Source organism: Kribbella sp. NPDC049227 (genome assembly GCF_043197265.1).
Lineage (GTDB): Bacteria > Actinomycetota > Actinomycetes > Propionibacteriales > Kribbellaceae > Kribbella.
Window position 1 is genome coordinate 635,011 of the sequence record NZ_JBICST010000008.1, and the last position, 17,796, is coordinate 652,806.

15 protein-coding genes are annotated in these 17,796 nt (G+C 69.0%); 8 read left to right on the top strand and 7 right to left on the bottom strand.

Annotated elements, in window-relative coordinates:
* Positions 1–27: 27 nt before the first annotated feature.
* Positions 28–585 (bottom strand): hemerythrin domain-containing protein, encoded by a 558-nt coding sequence (locus ACGFH6_RS36175; protein ID WP_393393402.1) that lies wholly within the window; start codon positions 583–585, stop codon positions 28–30.
* A 239-nt stretch (positions 586–824) separates the two neighbouring features.
* Between ACGFH6_RS36175 and ACGFH6_RS36180 the strand changes: the two genes are divergently transcribed.
* Entirely contained in the window at positions 825–1,496 is a 672-nt protein-coding gene (locus ACGFH6_RS36180) for an ANTAR domain-containing protein (protein ID WP_393393405.1), read from the top strand.
* 28 nt (positions 1,497–1,524) lie between these two features.
* On the opposite strand, the gene ACGFH6_RS36185 is transcribed toward ACGFH6_RS36180, so the two are convergent.
* Both ACGFH6_RS36185 and ACGFH6_RS36190 read right to left on the bottom strand, forming a co-directional pair.
* Positions 1,525–2,313 (bottom strand): hypothetical protein, encoded by a 789-nt coding sequence (locus ACGFH6_RS36185; RefSeq protein ID WP_393393409.1) that lies wholly within the window; start codon positions 2,311–2,313, stop codon positions 1,525–1,527.
* A 131-nt stretch (positions 2,314–2,444) separates the two neighbouring features.
* Positions 2,445–3,050 carry a TetR/AcrR family transcriptional regulator gene (locus ACGFH6_RS36190; RefSeq protein ID WP_393393412.1) on the bottom strand — a complete coding sequence of 202 codons (606 nt, stop codon included), beginning with the start codon at positions 3,048–3,050 and terminating at the stop codon, positions 2,445–2,447.
* A 90-nt stretch (positions 3,051–3,140) separates the two neighbouring features.
* Here ACGFH6_RS36190 and ACGFH6_RS36195 point away from each other — a divergent pair, with 90 nt between their 5' ends.
* The gene (locus ACGFH6_RS36195) at positions 3,141–3,791 is read left to right on the top strand and encodes a hypothetical protein (RefSeq protein WP_393393415.1); all 651 of its coding nucleotides are present in this window, start codon (positions 3,141–3,143) and stop codon (positions 3,789–3,791) included.
* Between the two features lie 57 nt (positions 3,792–3,848).
* On the opposite strand, the gene ACGFH6_RS36200 is transcribed toward ACGFH6_RS36195, so the two are convergent.
* The gene (locus tag ACGFH6_RS36200) at positions 3,849–6,419 is read right to left on the bottom strand and encodes a hypothetical protein (protein ID WP_393393418.1); all 2,571 of its coding nucleotides are present in this window, start codon (positions 6,417–6,419) and stop codon (positions 3,849–3,851) included.
* 108 nt (positions 6,420–6,527) lie between these two features.
* On the opposite strand from ACGFH6_RS36200, the gene ACGFH6_RS36205 reads away from it, so the two are divergent.
* The gene (locus tag ACGFH6_RS36205) at positions 6,528–7,586 is read left to right on the top strand and encodes a LacI family DNA-binding transcriptional regulator (protein WP_393393421.1); all 1,059 of its coding nucleotides are present in this window, start codon (positions 6,528–6,530) and stop codon (positions 7,584–7,586) included.
* On the opposite strand, the gene ACGFH6_RS36210 is transcribed toward ACGFH6_RS36205, so the two are convergent.
* Positions 7,552–8,397, bottom strand: a complete 846-nt coding sequence (locus tag ACGFH6_RS36210; protein WP_393393424.1) for an amidohydrolase family protein — start codon at positions 8,395–8,397, stop codon at positions 7,552–7,554. The genes ACGFH6_RS36205 and ACGFH6_RS36210 overlap by 35 nt on opposite strands.
* A 2-nt stretch (positions 8,398–8,399) precedes the next feature.
* Positions 8,400–9,389 (bottom strand): D-2-hydroxyacid dehydrogenase, encoded by a 990-nt coding sequence (locus ACGFH6_RS36215; protein ID WP_393393426.1) that lies wholly within the window; start codon positions 9,387–9,389, stop codon positions 8,400–8,402.
* 170 nt (positions 9,390–9,559) lie between these two features.
* Between ACGFH6_RS36215 and ACGFH6_RS36220 the strand changes: the two genes are divergently transcribed.
* From ACGFH6_RS36220 to ACGFH6_RS36240, 5 genes are read left to right on the top strand one after another with little or no spacing between them, the layout of a single operon-like run.
* Positions 9,560–10,567 (top strand): ABC transporter permease, encoded by a 1,008-nt coding sequence (locus tag ACGFH6_RS36220; protein ID WP_393393429.1) that lies wholly within the window; start codon positions 9,560–9,562, stop codon positions 10,565–10,567.
* On the top strand, positions 10,567–11,499 hold the full coding sequence (locus tag ACGFH6_RS36225; protein WP_393393432.1) for a carbohydrate ABC transporter permease: 933 nt from the start codon (positions 10,567–10,569) through the stop codon (positions 11,497–11,499). The genes ACGFH6_RS36220 and ACGFH6_RS36225 overlap by 1 nt, the downstream gene beginning before the upstream one ends.
* Before the next feature lie 28 nt (positions 11,500–11,527).
* Positions 11,528–13,186, top strand: a complete 1,659-nt coding sequence (locus ACGFH6_RS36230; protein WP_393393435.1) for an extracellular solute-binding protein — start codon at positions 11,528–11,530, stop codon at positions 13,184–13,186.
* Positions 13,187–13,209: 23 nt separating this feature from the next.
* Positions 13,210–15,297 carry an alpha-amylase family protein gene (locus ACGFH6_RS36235; RefSeq protein ID WP_393393439.1) on the top strand — a complete coding sequence of 696 codons (2,088 nt, stop codon included), beginning with the start codon at positions 13,210–13,212 and terminating at the stop codon, positions 15,295–15,297.
* Complete coding sequence (locus tag ACGFH6_RS36240; protein WP_393393441.1) at positions 15,294–17,384, top strand: beta-galactosidase; 2,091 nt, start codon at positions 15,294–15,296, stop codon at positions 17,382–17,384. The genes ACGFH6_RS36235 and ACGFH6_RS36240 overlap by 4 nt, the downstream gene beginning before the upstream one ends.
* Here ACGFH6_RS36240 and ACGFH6_RS36245 read toward each other — a convergent pair.
* A complete protein-coding gene (locus tag ACGFH6_RS36245; RefSeq protein ID WP_393393444.1) occupies positions 17,381–17,794 on the bottom strand; it encodes a VOC family protein in 414 nt (137 codons plus the stop codon). The genes ACGFH6_RS36240 and ACGFH6_RS36245 overlap by 4 nt on opposite strands.
* Positions 17,795–17,796 lie beyond the last annotated feature (2 nt).

Here is a 17,796-nt window from a genome sequence, read left to right on the forward strand (position 1 = left end):
GAATCCGGTCTGTGTGCAGAACCAGGATCAGAGGTCGGCTTGGCGTTCGACCTTCTTCTTCAGGGCAGCTTTGCTGAGGCCCGAGGTGCCGGGGATGTCCGCGTTGCTGGCCTGCTGGGCGAGCTGGTCGCGGGTCATGTCGCCAGGCTGTTCGCCGAGATGTTGCTTGCGGCTGGCAACGAACGCTGCACCGAGCTGCTCACGGCGTTCGTCCGAGAGGTTGGCGCGCATGCCGGGCAGGACCTTCGTCTCTTCTTCGTCGACGTGGTGTGACACCGCATCGATGAGGTTCTGCAGCACCTTGTCGAACTTCGCCGACTCCGGATCGGTCGAGGCGAGCTTGGCGAGCAGTTGGTCGGCCTCGATGTGCTCCTGCTGACTGTGCGAGACCTCTTCCTTCTCACCGGCCTCCGAGGCAGCGACCGGGTAGACCTCGGCCTCCTCGGCGCGGCTGTGCGCGGTCAGCAGAGTGGTCAGCACCGGCAGCAGGTTCGGGCGCTTCTCCGGGCTGTCCTTGAGCTCGTCGAACAGCCGCTCGACCTCCCGGTGGTCCTGCATGATCAGATCGACAACATCTCCGGGCATCTCAGTGTCCTTTCCCCTGGGTGTGGTGGCCGCGCTGTACCCACGGCCATGCGACCCGGCCTCCAGCGCGATACTTTGGGCGGTCGCGCGCGCTGCTTCCTTCAACGCGCGCGACCTCAGCACCTGACGAGCCCGCGGGCCTTTCAACTACCTGCCGGCCCGGTTCCCGCCGATCCCCCGACCATGTATGCCAGGCACGAGCGTGCATTCGGGTCGTTATCCGGGGTACTGGGAATGCCGTGAATGACGACGGACTTCTGGACCTCGCCCAGCAGCTGGCGAAGACGCTGACTCCTGGCGACCTCGACCACACGCTGAGTCGCATCACGGCCGCCGCGGTCGAATCGTTGCCGGACACCGACTACGCGAGCATCACGATCCTGCACAGCGACGGCCGGCTGGAGACGGCTGCGCCGACCGACGACATGCTGTGGGGTCTCGACGCTGCGCAGTACGAACTGCGTGAAGGTCCGTGCTACGACGCCGCGGCGGACGCCGTTCATGTCGCGGCGCCTGACCTGGCGCACGACGAGCGATTTCCGCGCTACGCGGTCAGCGCGGTGGCCGAAGGGATCCAGGCACAGGCGGGGATCCGCCTGTTCGATGCTCCGAAGTCGCGTGGCGCACTGAACCTGTACGCACGCACGCTCGGTGCGTTCAGCGATCTCGGGACGATCGGTGAGCTGTTCCGGCACCAGGCGGCGATGGCGATCGACTACGCCCGCGAGATCCACAATCTGCGCGAGGCGGTCCGGACCCGTGGCCGGATCGGTACGGCGGTCGGCATCGTGATGGAGCGCTATCACCTGCGCGACGATCGCGCCTTCGCGTTCCTGGCCCGCTTGTCCCAGGACGGCAACGTGAAGCTGCGCGACGTAGCCGAGCGCCTCATCGCAACCACCAACCGATGACCCAATCACGGCACCCAGCCGACCGAGGCTAGCCGCCTCCGGCTGCGGGTGGGAGGTCCATTGAGGCGCGTAGTTCTGTGAGTGGTGTGTAGGGGACGGTGATGATGCCGCGGGTGGGGCGGTCGAGGTCGAAGGTGACTAGTAGGAGGAGGGTTACGAAGACGGCGGCGAGTGTGACGGGGAGGAGGCCGCGGCCGAGGACGGTGAGGTAGAGGCCGAGTAGTGCGAGTGCTACGGATGCGCCGACGACTTCGAGGATGAGGACGGAGGTGGGGACGCGGTTGCCGAGGGCGGCGACGCGGGAGGTTTGGCTGTCGATCATGGTGTTGAGGCTGTCGACGTACAGGCGTGGGGCGCTCGCGACGGGGGCGTCTCGGAGTGCGTCGTCGGCCAGTGCCCAGAGTTGGCGTTGGATGGTTTCGCCGTCGGCGATGACGCGGCGGGCCGCGGGGGAGCCGGGGCGGGTGGTCGACAGGCGGATCTCCAGGTCGGTGTAGCGCTTGAGGAGTTCCAGCGACTGGCTGCGGACGGGTTCTGGCAGGGTTTGTGCGCGGAGGTAGGTGGTGCCGATGGCGTTGGTTTCGGTGACGAGTTCGACGCGTCGGGTTTCGTAGCGGCCGACGGCCATGGTGAGTCCGAAGGCGAGGATGAGGGCGACGAATCCGAGGAGGGCGGCTTGGATGACTCCGATGGGTTCGCGCCAGGGTTCGTGGTGGCCGCGGAGCCGGCGGCCGATGAGTACGCCGAGGGTGCAGGATCCGAGCACGATGACGAGCAGGGTGACGGCGAGTAGCAGGCTGGGCAGGGCGAAGAACATCCGTACCCCCAAACAAGGCGGTCTCGCTGGACGCGCGCCTCGAGTGTGGTCCCGGCGAGCACGCCGCGACATCCTCCCAGCCGGATGACCTCTGCTCGGCGCTTTGCCGGGTTGCCTCGTGGAGGGTTGCGTCAACTCCGGGTAGCCAGGTCGTCGCGGCGCCGTTCGAGCCAGGGGAGTACGAGCTCGAGCGTCAACTCGACGGCTTCGTCCGAGCTGAAGCCGCGTTCCTTGAGGGCGAAGAACGCCGGCGGTCCGATGAATGATGCGACGATCGCCAGCGACCGTTCGTCCGACGACAGGTCGCCGAGCGCGGCGAGCATCAGGCGCTCGACGTCGGCGTAGTACCGGTCGACGCCGCCGCCCCAGGCCCGGATCAGTTCCGGCTCTCGCTCGTACACCCGCCACCAGGGCCGGCTCCGCTCGTAGAAAGCCGCCAGTTCGCGGGCCAGCCGCTCGATGCGCTCGCGAATGCCTCCGAGACCGTCGAAGATCGCCGCGGTCGGGATCCGGAGCTGGGCGAGCATGGCGTCGAACGTCGCTCGCGCCAGGTCGTCCTGCTGCGGGAAGTGGTTTCGCACCGTGGCCGGGGCGACGTCCGCTGCCTGGGCGATCGCCAGGTTGGACGCGGCGGCCAGGCCGCGATCGCGATAGATCTCGAGGGCCGCGGCGACGATCCGTGCCCGGGTTTCGGCCTTCGGGGTGGCCCGTCGGCCGAGGTTGTAGGGACGAGGCATTCGATGGTCCCATTCTATTGACTGTTGGTGGCAGACAAATAATACTCGCTGCTGGGGACGAAGGTTCACATTCGGCGGGGGAGGTCGAGCATGAATTACGCGGAGGATCGGGACACGGGGCGGCTGGCCGTCGCCGTCGGCGTCGTTGCCGCCGGCAGCGCGGTGTTGCTCGGGACGTACTTCGTCGTGGGTGGTCCGTTCGGCGCGATCAACGACATCGGCAACGCTGCGACCGGCGTACTGAGTGCCTGCCTTGCGTGGAAGCTCCGGCGGCACATTGCGGGCCGCGCCGGTCGACTCGCCGTCGGCGCGGCGCTCATCGGTGCGCCGATCACGGTGGCCGGGTCAGCGCTCGTGATGTCCGAGACGACCGGCTTCTTCCTCGCCGGGCTCGTGTCGAGCCTGGGGTTCGCCGGAATCGGAGCGTGGCTCGTGACCTTCAACCGGAGCAACCCCCAAGCCGGCGCGTGGCCTCGAGGACTCCGGTCGCTGGGTGTTCTCGCCGGTGCGCTGATGGCCCTCGGCGTAGTCGCGGTGCCCGGGATTCTCCTCCGTCTCGACGACATGGCGACCGCACCCGGCTGGATCTGGATCGCGCAGCTCGGCTGGCTCGGGATCTACCTCGCCTATCCCGCTTGGGCAATCTGGTTCGGCATCGTCGAAGCGCGCCAAGCCCGGGGACCCCTTCCACCAGGGCCCCCCGGCTCATCGGCGACCGGGTCGAGCCCAGCACGGACCTGACGGCTCGAACGGCCCCCGAGCCGAACACCCGTCGGCTCACGAGCCGCGCTGGGGAGGTTAGGCGGGTGTGTGGCGGGGGATGGCGTGGTAGGGCTGGTTGGCTAGGTCGGGGCCGTGGGTGGGGAGGTGCCACGTGTGACCGGCGGGGTCTCGGGCGATGAGGTAGTAGATGAGGTCAAAGGGGGAATCGGTCTCCGGGCCAGGGATAGTGGCGCGTAGGCGGTCGCTGTTGCCCGTGAACGGCGTGGAGCGGTAGGACTCGGCTTGGTTGGCGGATCGGTAGCGGAGCTCGAGTTGCAGGCCGGCCGGTGCCGTCGCTTCGATGATGAGTTCCTCGCCGGGTGTGAAGTGGGAGGGCGGGATGTGAGTGACCGCCGGCGGCGGGACGGGCGATTGAGCAGCGAGCTCGTCGAGGCTGATCGACGTCTCGGCGGACTCCGGAGCTTCGGCGTACTCCGCCTGTAGTTCGGTCAGATCGCGATCGATCGACTCCTGGCGGTCGGCCCAGTGACCTCGCAGGTGCGAATCCTTGCCGAAGGCAAGATCACGCTCGTACCCGCTGGTCGCCGCGACGACCTCTCGCCAGTGCTCTGATGCCTCGGTCAGCCGATCCACGGCATAGCCGAGGTGATCGCGTACGCCGGTGCGCTGATGGAACTCGTAACCGGCGCCGGCCCGCAGTTTGTCGGCGAAGAACCGGCCCAGACCGACCTGTGCGCGGATGTCGACGAGCCAGCGATCCACCTCGGCGGGCCGGGGCTCGGTGAAGGAGCCGGCGAGGGCGGCCGCTTGCTGCTCGGCGTGCGACGCGAGGTCGTCGAGGATGCGGGCGACGTCGAAGGTGGTGAGCCGTCCGCTCGGCGTGCCGGTGAGGACCTCGTCGACGAACTCGATGATCGTGGTGAACGCTTCCGGGTCGAGGGAGGCGGCGGCGCCGAAGGTGTGCGGTGGCCGCGAATCGCTGATGTAGAAGGGGTTCGGCGAGCCGCCGCGGGCGATCCCGAGGTTCTCGTACATCTCCGCCCAGTAGACACTGTTGGCGGCCGAGACACCGTGGGCGATCGTGACCAGCGGCAGGATCCTGCTCGCGGCAGCCAGGGCCTCCTCGGCGTACCCCGCCGCTTGGCCGAACTCGGACCGGAGCAGCCGGCGCCACTGGCCAGGATCGGCGTTGGCGTCGTACATCAGCCGTCCGAGCAACCGATAGGTGTAGCGATACTTGCGCCATTCCGCGGCGCCGTCGGCCAGATGTTTGTCGCGGTAGACCTGTCGTCCGCCGGGACGCCCGGAGCCCTTGCGTCCCTTGTAGGACAGCGGTTCGAAGAACTCCGCACCGTCGGCGCCGCCGAACGACGCAACCCGGCTGAAGCCGGCTGCGAGCGCCGGGTCGCCCCACAGCAGTAGTCGCTGGGTGCCGGGCCAGTGCCGGTACACGACCCGATACTGGCGATCATCGCGCAGGTAGTCGGCGTACCCGTAGCGGGTGAAGCGCCGCGAGGCCCGGGTCACCGAGGCGAAGTCGGCATCGGAGGTCTCGATGGGTAGCTCGCTGGCCCGGATCGCGGTCTGGTGGTACGGCAGTCCGAGGTGCTCGGCGAGGAACTTGGCCGTGATGAACACGTCCGCGCCCGTCGTCAGAGCGGCGTCGATGGTGGCAGCCTCGAGTCCCTTGGAGTGCAGGTCGATCGCGACCGGTCGATCGACCGCGGCGATGCCGGAGAAGGCGGTCTTCCAGAATTCGGTGGCAGGCTCGGGGATACCACTTTCGTAGTGCACGCGCAGCGTGATGCCGGCGATGCCGGGGCATTCGGTCAGGATCGTCTCGATCGCCGCGGCGACGTACGCCGCGTGGTTGTCGGACGTGATGCCCTCGATCGTGTAGTCCCCGGCAATGCCGTCGTCCAGTTCGACCCCCGCGGTCCAGAAGCCGACGAAGAAGTCGATGCCGCGGCGTGCCGCCTCCGAGCTCGCGTAGCGAAGGGCGTCGAGGTTGGCGCGGCGTTCAGCGTCGTCGAGTCCGGCCACACGGACGCCGAACTCGGGCAGGTCGACGAGGAACGGATAGGAGAACAGGAGGTAGTTCTCGGTCACGCCCGGGTCGTGGCCGTACTCGACGCCGATCCCGAAGGCCAGTTGCAGCCGGTTGAAGCGATGGGTGGCCAGTTCGGTGAGGTAGTCGTCCCAGAATCCGCGGTCCAGGAACCACGGCGAGTCCTCGACCCGGCTGACATACGACCTGAAGATTCCGCGCACGCGGTTGTCCGGTGTGCCGATCAGTGGCTGTCCGGGGTCGAGGGGCTGCCAATCGCCGTACTGGAGCCGATCGAGGATCTCCAATGTGCCGTAGACGATGCCGCGCGCATCGGACCCGACCACCACGGTTCGTCCGGGCTCGGCAGGATCGGCCATGACGACGAAGGCCTCAGCGCCCGACGGGGTGTCGCCGGTTGCCTCGCGCCACAGCTCCGCTCCGCGTTCCGAGTCAGTGCCGAGGACGAGCACGGAACCGATGCCGTCGCCAGGGTGCTGCCGCAGCCGCTCGGTGAGGGCGTTGGCCGCCCAGGTGGCGGCGGGCTGAGTAGTGATCGGAGTCTCGGGATCGGTCCGGACCAGCGGCTGGTGCGACATGACGTCCTTTCGTCCAACGGAAGCGCTCGGGCTCGTTCCCGGCGCGGGTGGCGTTAGTATTCGAGAGAGCGGGCCCGTGCCGGCCGGATCGAGGGCTAGGGGACCGACATGGTGACGATGCGAGAGGTCGCGGCGCGCGCGGGCGTGACCAAGCAGACCGTCTCGAACGCCCTGAACCGCCCACACCTGGTGGATCCGCGCACTCTGGAGCGCATCGACAAGGCGATCGACGAGCTCGGCTTCACGCCCAACCTGCTCGCTCGCGGGCTCGCCACCGGGCGCACCATGATGGTCGGGTTCATGCTGCCGACGATCTCGAACGCGTTCTACGCCGAGCTCGTCGAGTCGGTCGCCCGGCAGCTCGAGGACCAGGGCTACAACCTCGTGCTGTGTACGACCGGCGAGGACAGCGATCGCATCCAGAAGCAGCTCACCATCCTCAGGCGCCGTTCGATCGACGGGCTGCTGATCGCCGAGCACCAGGTGGCCGAGCACCTCGACGTACTGGAGCGCGTCCGGGTGCCGCACGTGTTCTGCTCCTGGGAGGGCGAGATCCCCGAGGGTGGCATCGCGGTCACCTTCGACTTCGAAGCGGCCGGCCGCCTCGCCGCGCGGCACCTGCACGACCTCGGCCACCGCAGCATCGCCATGCTCGGCCAGCTGCCTGAGCACCGCCGCCGCCTCGATGCCGTGCGGGCAGAGCTCGTGGATCTCGGTGGCGAGCTGCCCGACGACTTGGTGCAGGCGACGGGTGGCCCGTCCGCGGCGCTCGCCTACGAGGCCGGCGTACGGCTGCTGCAGGAGCACCCGGAGGTGACGGGCATCGTCGCCTCCCACGACATCGCGGCCCTGGGGATGCTCGAGGCAGCCCGTGCGTCCGGCCGCTCGGTGCCCGACGACCTGTCGATCGTCTCGATCGACGACATCCAGGCGGCTCACCAGTCACATCCGCCGCTGTCGACGGTCGCGCTGCCGACGCAGGCGATGGCTCGGGAGGCGGTGGACAGGCTCCTGACGGTCGCGACCGGGGGCACCGTGCCGCCCGAGCAGGCGATCACGACCCTCGAGCCGATGCTGGTGCAGCGCCTCAGTACGCGCGCGCTCGACACCAAGGCTGTCGACACGAAGCCGGTCACGCGGCGGTCCCGGCGGCGGTCCGCGGGCTGAGCCAGGCCTCGAGCGCCCCGCCCATGACGAGTTCGCGAGCGGCTGCACCGTGGTCCTCGAGCGCTTCGAGCGCGAGCCCGACCGCGTCCTCGTAGGGGCACTCCAGCCGGCTGAGGTCTGAGCCCCAGAACACGCGCTCGGGCCCGAACGCGTCGACTACTCGGCGCAGCGCGTCATGCGTCGACGCGAACGGGAAGGCATCGTCAGCGGTTGTGGGCAGCGCCGTGGCCTTGACCGACACGCTTGGATGCCGCGCCAACCGGACGAGCCGGCGCAGCCGGTCGGTCGCTTCCGCGATCCGGGTGCCTACCGGCAGCCCCAGGTGGTCGACGGCGATCCGCAGGCGCGGGAACGCCTCCGCCAGCCGCTCCACCACGCCGAGGTCGTGCGGCGGGTAGATCATCACCGGTGTGCCGCGGGACTCGGCGGCGGCCCACACCGGGTCCGCGTGGCCGCTCAGGATCCGCTCGTGCTCGGCAGGCGAGCCGAGCATCGTGCGCACAGCCCGGATGCCGCGCGCCGGGTCGCCCGCGCGACCGACGGCGTGAGGCGCGAAGGGGTCGAGCCGGCTCACCGCGATGAACGCCTCGGGGTGCCGGTCGGCCGCCTCGAGTACGACGGCGTCGCCCCTGCCCTCCCACCGCGGTGGAATCAGCGCCGCGCCCGCGACGCCGGCCGCTCGCATCGCTTCGAGCAGCTCGTCGAGGGAAAAACGCCGCCCCCACGCGCGGGCCTGCGCTGTGCCGTCGAGCGGCACCCAGTCGGTGGGGTCCGCTGACCAGATGTGCACCTGCGCGTCGACTATGCGCATCGTCAGAACCAGCGTGCCGGGTCGACGACGTTGACGAGCTCGCGGTCGTTCGCGAAGCACTCGGCGTTTGTACGGATGATGTCGTAGATCCGGTCGTCGAGTACGTCGTCGACACCGAACGACGCCGAGTGCGGCGTGACGATCACCTGCGGCAGACCCCAGAGTGGATGGTCGGCGGGCAACGGCTCCTCGGGGAACACATCCATGCCCGCCCCGCCCAGCCGGCCGGATTCGATCGCGTCGGCCAACGCGTCCACGTCGACGACCGGACCCCGACCGACGTTCACGAAGAACGCGTGGTCGCGCAGGAGGGCGAACCGGCTGGCGTCGAACATGTTCTCGGTCTCCGGAGTGTGCGGCACGGTCACGACCACGACGTCCGCGGCGGGTAGCAGTTGGTCGAGGTCCGCGGCCGGGTGCAACTCGGCGGCGCCGGCCGGCGGCGAAGTACGGCGTTCGTCGACCGCGAGGATGCGGCAGCCGAAGGCTGCGAGCATCCGGGCGACCTCCGCACCGATCTCGCCGCTGCCCACGAGGACGACCGTTGCCTTCGGCAAGTGCAGTGGTGAGCGGGCGGCCGGATGCGGCACCCACTCCCGGCGTACCTGGTGATGCAGATACAGGGGGAGTTGTCGCGCCAGGGCGAGCACGAGCGCGACCGCGTGGGTCGCCACGACGTCGCGGTGGATGCCGCGCAGGTTCGTGACGGTCATCGGGTGACCGGCCATCTCGGGGAAGAAGTACCCGGGCACGGGGCCGGCGGCGGGTGCCTGCAGCCAGCGCAGCCGCGGGGCGAGCGCGAGCAGGTCAGGCGTGAGCGTGCCGAAGGCGGCGTCGGCCTCGGGCAGCAGCGCGCGCACCCCGGCCTCGTCCTCGGGAACGTGGACGGCGAGCTTGGGTACATCCTGCTCGAGGCGGCGGGCCCAGGCGCGGGTGGCGGCCGTCTGGGGCGGCAGCATCACGAGCGTGACGGGGCGCTCGGATCGAGGCATCGGTGGCTCCCTGGGATGCGGTCTCGGGCGCATCCTGCACACTCTGCCTCTGTTTGACCGGTCAAATCAAGACCTCAGAACCGTTGATTTTACCGGTCTAATGCGCCATTGTGGCGGGCAATCGCGAAGATGCCACCGGCAGTCAGCCGGCCCGAACCCTGGAGTGCCAGATGCCCCGAGGATCACCGGCAGCCGTGCGGCCCGCCTCCGGCACAGCACCCCGGCCGGATCCCGCGCCGGTCGTGCCGGCCGGTCGCGCGCCCGTTCGGCCGGCCGCCAAACACCCGCTGCGCAAGCGGATCTGGTCGGCGCGCTGGATGTACCTGTTCATCCTCCCGGGGTTCCTGTTCTTCGTCGTCTTCAAGTACGTGCCGCTCCTGGGCAACGTGATCGCGTTCCAGGACTACTCGCCGTTCCAGGGCTTCGCGAGCCCGTGGGTGGGTCTGCAGAACTTCGCCGCGCTGTTCACCGACCCCGACGTCGGCATCGCGCTGCGCAACACCCTGGTGCTGAGCTTCCTGCAGCTGGTGTTCGCGTTCCCGGCGCCCATCGCCCTCGCGCTGCTGCTCAACAGCCTGATCTCCGAACGCACCAAGCGCGTCGTGCAGGCGATCGTCTACCTGCCGCACTTCATCGGCTGGGTCGTCGTGGTCTCGATCTGGCAGGAGGTGCTCGGCGGCGACGGCATGCTCACCGGTTTCGTCGAGTCGCTCGGTGGAAGTCCGATCAACATCATGGCCAACCCGGACCTGTTCCCGGTGCTCGTCACCTCGCAGGTCATCTGGAAGGAGATCGGCTGGGGCACGATCATCTTCTTCGCCGCCATCAGCCTCATCCCCGCCGAGCAGTACGAGTCGGCGTCGGTCGACGGCGCGGGACCGTGGAAGCGGATGTGGCACGTGACGCTGCCAGGGATCACCTCGGTCATCGTGCTGCTGTTCATCCTGCGGCTGGGCAGCGTGCTCACCGTCGGCTTCGAGCAGATCCTGCTGCAGCAGAACTCGGTCGGCCAGGACAACGCCCAGGTGCTCGACACCTTCGTCTACTACCGCGGCATCGTCGGCGGCGACTGGGGAATAGCCACCGCGGCGGGAGTCGCCAAGGGCCTCGTCGGTACGGCGCTGGTCATCGCGGCGAACCGCGTCGCCAAGCGGTTCGGCGGGCAGGGGGTCTTCTGATGGCACAGCTCAACGCCACTGTCCGCCGGGTGCGCAAACCCAGTCTGCGCCCGGCCTGGCAGGAGCCGACGCACTGGTGGACCAGGGCGATCAAGGCGATCGTCATCGCGATCATCGTCGTGGTCATGCTGTACCCGTTCATCTACGTGGTGATGGCGAGCCTGTCCACCGCGCACGCGCTGCGGGAGACACGGGGGTTCCTGCTCTGGCCGCGTGAGCTCACACTCGCCGCCTACCAGTCCGTGCTCGCGGGCAACGTCGTACTCAAGGCGCTGATCGTCAGCGTCGGGGTGACCGCCGTCGGCACCGTGCTGTCGATGGTCTTCACGATCCTGCTCGCGTACGGCCTCACCCGGACCAAGGAGGTGCCGGGCTCGCGCGCCGTACTGCTGATGGTGTTGTTCACGATGCTGTTCTCGGCCGGCATCATCCCCAACTACCTTCTGGTCAAGCAGCTCGGGCTGATCGACCAACTCGCCTCGCTGATCCTCCCCGGGCTCGTGAGTGCCTTCAACCTCGTTGTCATCCGCAACTTCTTCATGGAGCTGCCGCAGGAACTGATCGACTCGGCCCGCCTCGACGGCGCGAACGAGTGGCAGATCCTGTGGCGGGTCGTCGTGCCGCTCTCGCGGGCGGTCATCGCGGTGCTCTCGCTCTTCTACGCGGTCTCGTACTGGAACGAGTTCTTCAACGCGATGATCTACCTCAACGATGCCGGCAAGTGGCCGATCCAGCTCGTGCTGAACCAGTACGTCATCCAGGGATCGCCGCTCGACCAGCTGGCGCTCTCCAACCGTCAGGACTCACTGACGACCCCGCGCACCATTCAGATGGCGATCGTCACGCTGGCCACCTTGCCGATCCTGATCGCCTACCCCTTCGCGCAGCGCTACTTCACCAAGGGCGTCCTCACCGGAGCCATCAAAGGCTGACGGATCCACCTGTACCGAAAGGAAAACGATGAACAGTTCGAGGACACCTGTCCCTGGGCTGCCGCGCGCGTTCTCGCGTCGTACGGCACTCAGGCTGGGGCTCGGCGTCGCTGCCGCGGGGGTCTTGGGGGCCTGCTCGCAGAACACCGCCGGGTCGAGTTCCGGCGCCGCCGGCAAGAAGCTCGTGCTTCCCACGTACGTCGCGCCGAAGCAGGTCGACGGCGCGATCGTCAGCAAGGTCGACGGCGTCCCGAACGCCTACCCGAGCTTCGGCACACCGTTCAAGTCGGTGCCGAACGTGCCGGGCAAGGGCGGCACGGTGACCACGTTCCAGCCGCTCTTCCGCTCCCCGCCTCCGGCTCTCGGCGACAACCCGTGGTGGCAGGAGCTCAACAAGCGCCTCGGGGTCGAGATCAAGCCGACGCTCGCCCCGAGCGCGTCGTACGCCGACAAGCTCGCCGCGTCGATCGCCGGGAACGACCTGCCCGACCTCACCTTCGTCACGACGGTGATCGCCCCGGCCGCGGCTCGCAGCATCAAGCAGGGTGCGTTCCTCGACCTGACCGATCGGCTGTCCGGTGACGGCGTCAAGGCCTACCCGAACCTGGCCGGCATCCCGACGTACGCCTGGCAGGACGCCTCCGTCGAGAACCGGATCTACGGCGTACCGCACGCCATCACCAAGCCGCTGGGCGGAAAGCTGTACCGGCAGGACTGGGCGGCGGCGCTCGGGTACCCGAACGAGCCGAAGAACTCCGACGAGCTCAAGCAGGTGCTCGTGGCCTTCACCAAGGCCAACCCGAAGGGCAAGACCACCGGCGACACCTACGCCTTCTCGACGCTGAGCAACGGCCTGAACTTCATCAAGGAGTCGTTCCGCGTGCCCAACAACTGGCGCGTGGACAACGGCGCGTTCAGCCACTTCGTCGAGTCGGACGAGTACGAGCAGGCCCTGACCTACGCCGCTGACCTCTGGAAGGCGGGCGTCTGGTATCCGGATGCGCCGGCCGAGGACAACAACACGGCCGACGACCTCTGGCTCAGCGGCCGGGCCGGGTACTACGGCGTGAGCATCGTGCCGCTCTTCGATCGCTTCTTCGTCGAGGGCGCGAAGACGATCGTGCCCCCGGGCCACGACGGCGGCAAGCCCGGCGTGTGGTCCAACAGCGGCGCGTTCGGCTTCGCCGGGATCCCGTCGAGCGTCAAGGACGACCAGCGGATCGACGAGCTGCTGCAGATCATGAACTGGTGGGCCTCGCCGTTCGGGAGCGAGGAGTACCTGTTCCTCATGTACGGCCAACAGGGTCGCCACTTCGCCATGCAGGACAACCAGCCGGTCCCGACCGAGGACGAGAAGATCCAGACGGAGCGCAACCTCTACTACCTGGTCGAGACGTACGAGGCACAGGTCTACTTCCCGGGTCACCCGGAGCGCGCGAACGAAGCGCAGAAGCAGCTCGAGCGCGTCGTACCGGTGGCGGTCGCGGACCCGTCGATCGGCCTCGTCAGCAACACCGCCATCTCGAAGGCGGCGGCGCTCAAGCAACTGATCGTCGACTACGAGTCGGGCATCGTGACCGGCCGCCGTTCCATCCAGGAGCTGGCCGACCTCCGCTCGCGCTGGAAGTCCGGTGGCGGCGACGCCATGAAGAAGGAATTCGCTGCCTCCTACGCGGCGGCGAAGTGACCGGTTCGAGAGGGCAGGTGGAGATGCCGCAACGCGCGCCGTGGTGGTCGCGGCCATGGCGCGCGTACCAGTCCAACATTCGCGAGATCGATGCCGGCCTGGACGTGGACGCGATCATCGCGCACATGCGCTCGATCGGGGCCGACGCCTGGCTGCTGAACGCCGGCGGCATCGTCTCGTTCTACCCGAGCGACCTCGAGTACCAGCACCGGAGTCCGTGGCTGGCGGAGCGGGCGAGCGGCGACCTGATCGGCGACGCCGTCGAGGCCGCACACGCGGCCGGCATCCGGCTGATCGGGCGCTTCGACTTCGCGAAGGTGGACCTGGAGATCGGGCTGCGGCATCCGGAGTGGTTGTTCCGCGACCGGAACGGCAACTCGCCTGTCTACAACGGGCTGGTCAGCACCTGCCCGAGCGGTCCCTACTACCAGGAGCGCCTGTTCGACATCCTCACCGAGGCGCTCGACCGGTACTCGCTGGACGGCGTGTTCTTCAACTGGTTCCACTTCACCGAGCACGACTACTCCCTCCACCCGTACGACATCTGCCGCTGTGACAGCTGCGTGGCGGGCTTCCGCGACTTCGCCGGGTCGGCCCTGCCGGCCGAGCGGGACTGGAACGACCCGGCGTACCTGGAGTGGAAGCGCTACATCGCCCACGTCATGAGCGCGCTGTCGACGCGCATCCGGCGGTTCATCGCGGACCGCGACCCCGGGATCGCGCTGAGCCTGCGGCAGGACGCGGACATCGCGTTCAGCGAGTCGGGCACCGGTGTGTATCTCTCGGCGCCGTTCTGGATCCACGGCGCCGGCGACGACGTACTGCGCTATCGCACCGAACGCCCCGAGCGGCCGGTGTGGCTGACGCTCGGCGTGTTCGCCGACATGACGTACCGCTTCGAGATCGAGCAGCAGGACTTCCTCGGGCTGCAGGCCGCTCAAACCATCGCGTACGGCGGAAACCCGTGCGTGTACCAGATCGGCATTCCTGCCACGATTCCGGCCGGGAGCTTCGACGCGATGGGCGCCGTGCTGCGGTTCCACCGCGATCACGCCGAGCACTACACCGATGCGGTGCCGGCCGCCCGGGTCGCGGTCGTCTCCTCCGCGGACACCGAGCGGCGCCTCGGCGTACCCGACGGCATCGACCGCGGACGTTCGGAGCGCCGTGGCATCACGAAGGCGCTGCGAGAAGGGCACCTCCCCTTCGATCTGTTGCCCGAGACATCGATCGGTGACGGCCGGCTCGCCCGCTACGACGTGGTCGTGCTGCCCAACGTGATCAGCCTCAGCGAGGCCGACGCCGCGGTGCTCGACGAGTACGTCGCCGCGGGCGGCGGGCTCGTCGTCACGGGCGAGCCCGGGCTCGGCGACCCCGTCACGGGGGAGGGCGACGAGTTCGCCCTCGCGAGCCTGCCCGCGAGCCGCGTGCTGCGCCGGCTCACCGCGGAGAAGGACGTGCGTGGCTCGTACCTGCGCGTGCTGCCCGGCGACGAGGTACCAGGCTTCGGCGCGGCCGTGCTCGGCCGCGAGCTGCTCATGCTGGATCGCCGCTTCGCCGAGGTGGAGCCGCATCCGGACGCCGTCAGCGCGATGCGCCTGATCCCACCGGCGCCGTACGGCCCGCCGGAGAAGATCCACTGGAGTCCTGAGCACGAGACCGAGGTGAGCGGCCTGCTGTGGCGCGAGCACGGTCGCGGCCGGGTCGCGTACCTGCCGTGGTTGCCTGGTGCGCTGTTCCACGACCTCGGGCTGCCCGGTCACCGCGATGTGATCTGCCGTGCGGTCGTCGCGGCCGCGCGCGGGGTCCGTCAGCTCGAGTCGAACACTTCGCCGTACGTCGAGTTCACCGTGATGTGCCGCCCCGACGGCGAGACGGTGCTGCACGCCGTCAACTACACCGGGCACCACGGGCGCGAGTTCACCGCTCCCGCCACCCTGGCCGACCTCGAGGTAGAGCTGCTCGTGGACGTCACGCCCGCCGAGGTGCGCTCGCTCGCGCTCGGCCAGGACCTCCCTTTCACCATCCACCCCACCGAGTCCGGCGACGGCAAGACGGTGCGTTTCCGCCTGCCCGAGCTCGGCCTCCTCGACGCGATCGTGATCCGATGACCACCACACCCCCCGCCCCGGCTCGCATGGAGCCGCCCCTCGAACAGCGCGGAACCTTCGTCAGCGTCGCCGCCGACCAGACCGCGCCCCGCGAGTTCCGCTGGCTCGCGGCCGGTCTGGCCTACGGCGCCGACTACTACCCCGAGCAGTGGTCCGAGGAAGTCTGGCTCGAAGACGCGCGCCTGATGCGCGAGGCCGGCGTCACCACCGTCAACCTCGGCATCTTCGCCTGGGGCGAGCTCGAGCTCGCCGACGGTGTCTACGAGTTCGGCTGGCTCGATCGCATCATCGACCTGCTGCACGAACACGGCATCGGCACCATCCTGGCCACTCCGACCGCGGTGCCGCCGCACTGGCTGTACCGCGACCACCCGGAGATGCTCCGCGTCGACGTGCGCGGGATGCGCTCCGCTCCCGGTGCGCGGCTGGGCTGGTGCCCGAGCTCTCCGGCGCTGCGTGAGTACGCGCTGCGGATCGGCCGCGTGCTCGCCGAGAGGTACGGCGACCACCCGGCGCTCCGGATGTGGCATGTCAGCAACGAGATCGGCAACGAGAACGCGCGGTGCTACTGCGAGACCTCGACGGCCGCGTTCCAGGTGTGGTTGCGCGAGCGGTACGGCGACCCCGCGACCCTCAACGACGCCTGGGGCACCGCCTTCTGGGGGCACCGGTACGCCTCTTTCGATCAGGTGCCGGCGCCGTCGGTGCACGCCGGCTCGCACAACCCGGGCCTGCTGCTCGACTTCGAGCGCTTCTCCTCGGACGCACTGCTCGCCCACTACGAGGCCGAGCGTGACCAGTTGCGCCGTCTCACCCCCGACGTACCGGTGACCACGAACTTCATGGTCAACCGCGACGTTGCCGTCGTCGACTACGCGCGCTGGGCGCAGGAGGTCGACCTCGTCTCGAACGACCACTACACCCGGGCCGACGACTCCGAGCGGCACTGGGAGCTCGCGATGAGCGCCGACCGGTGCCGCGGCCTGGCCGGCGGCCGGCCGTGGCTGCTGATGGAGCACTCGACAAGCGCCGTGAACTGGCAGCCGCGCAACCGCGCCAAAGCCTCGGGCGAGATGCTGCGCAACAGCATCGCGCACGTGGCCCGCGGCGCCGACGGCGTGATGTTCTTCCAGTGGCGGCAGTCGACGGCGGGTGCCGAGCAGTTCCACTCGGCGATGCTGCCGCACGCCGGCACGTCGTCGAAGGTCTGGCGCGAGTCGCGGGATCTCGGCGCCATGCTGGAGCGGCTGGGTGAAGTTCGTGGTACCACCGTCGACCGCGGCTCGATCGCGATGCTCTGGGACTACTCGTCGCTCTGGGCGCTGCGCTCGGGCCGCAAGCCGACGGTCGACGTCGACTACCTCGAGACACCCATGCTGCTGCACCGTGCCCTGACCCGCCGCCACCGTGTCGTCGACGTCGTGGCGCCCGACACCGCACTGGACGGCTACGGCCTGATCGTCGTTCCGAACTTGTTCCTGCAGCAGCCCGGGCTCGCCGGGCGGCTCGAGCGCGCGGCGCGCGCCGGTGCCCATGTCGTCGTCACCTACCTGTCCGGGATCGCCGACCCCGCCAACCGCATCATCGCGGGCGGCTACCCGGGCGCGTTCCGGGACCTCGTCGGTGTCGTCGCGGAGGAGTTCCACCCGCTGCTGCACGGCGACAGCCGCCGCCTCGACAACGGCTGGACCGCCACGGTCTGGACGGAGCACCTGCACGTCCGCGACGCCGACGTACTCGCGTCGATCGCCGAGGGCGAGCTCGAGGGCGTGCCGGCCGTCACCCGCCGCACGCTCGGGTTGGGCAGCGTGACCTACCTTTCGGTTCACCTCGAGGAGGACGACCTGCAGCGCTTCGCCGATCTGGTGCTCGAGTACGTCGACGTCGCTCCGGTCGCCGAGGCGTCGGACGGCGTGGAGGTGGTACGCCGCAGCGGGGAGAGCGGACGCTACCTCTTCGTCATCAATCACGAGGATGCGGACGGTCACGTCGTCACCACCGGCACCGACCTGGTGAGCGGCGACCGAGTCGCCGGCCGAGTCGTCGTACCCGCCGGCGCCATCCTTGTGGTCGCCGAGGACCGCTAGTCGCCGGCCGGGCCGGAGGTTGCGCCCCAGACGAAGCAGAATTCGTTGCCTTCGGGGTCTCGCATGCATTGCCAGAGGCCGCCGTCGTAGATGTCGTCGGCTTTGGAGGCGCCTAGCTGGAGGGCGCGGTCGATGGCGTCGTTGCGGGTGTCGGGTGGGACGTACAGGTCCAGGTGCTGGCGGTTCTTGGCCTGCTTGGTCTCCGGGACCCGGACGAAGTCGAGGCGGACGGCGGCGCCGTGCAGCTCGGTGACGCCGTCCTCGGCCGGGCGCAGTTCGCCGCCGAGCAGTGACTGCCAGAAACGTGCGAGCGCGTCCGGGTCCGATGCGTCGAAGGCCACCGCGTCGATCACCGGCACTGGTGAGGACGAGGCACCGCGGTCCGCGTCGGTGCTCGGTCGATCGGTCATGT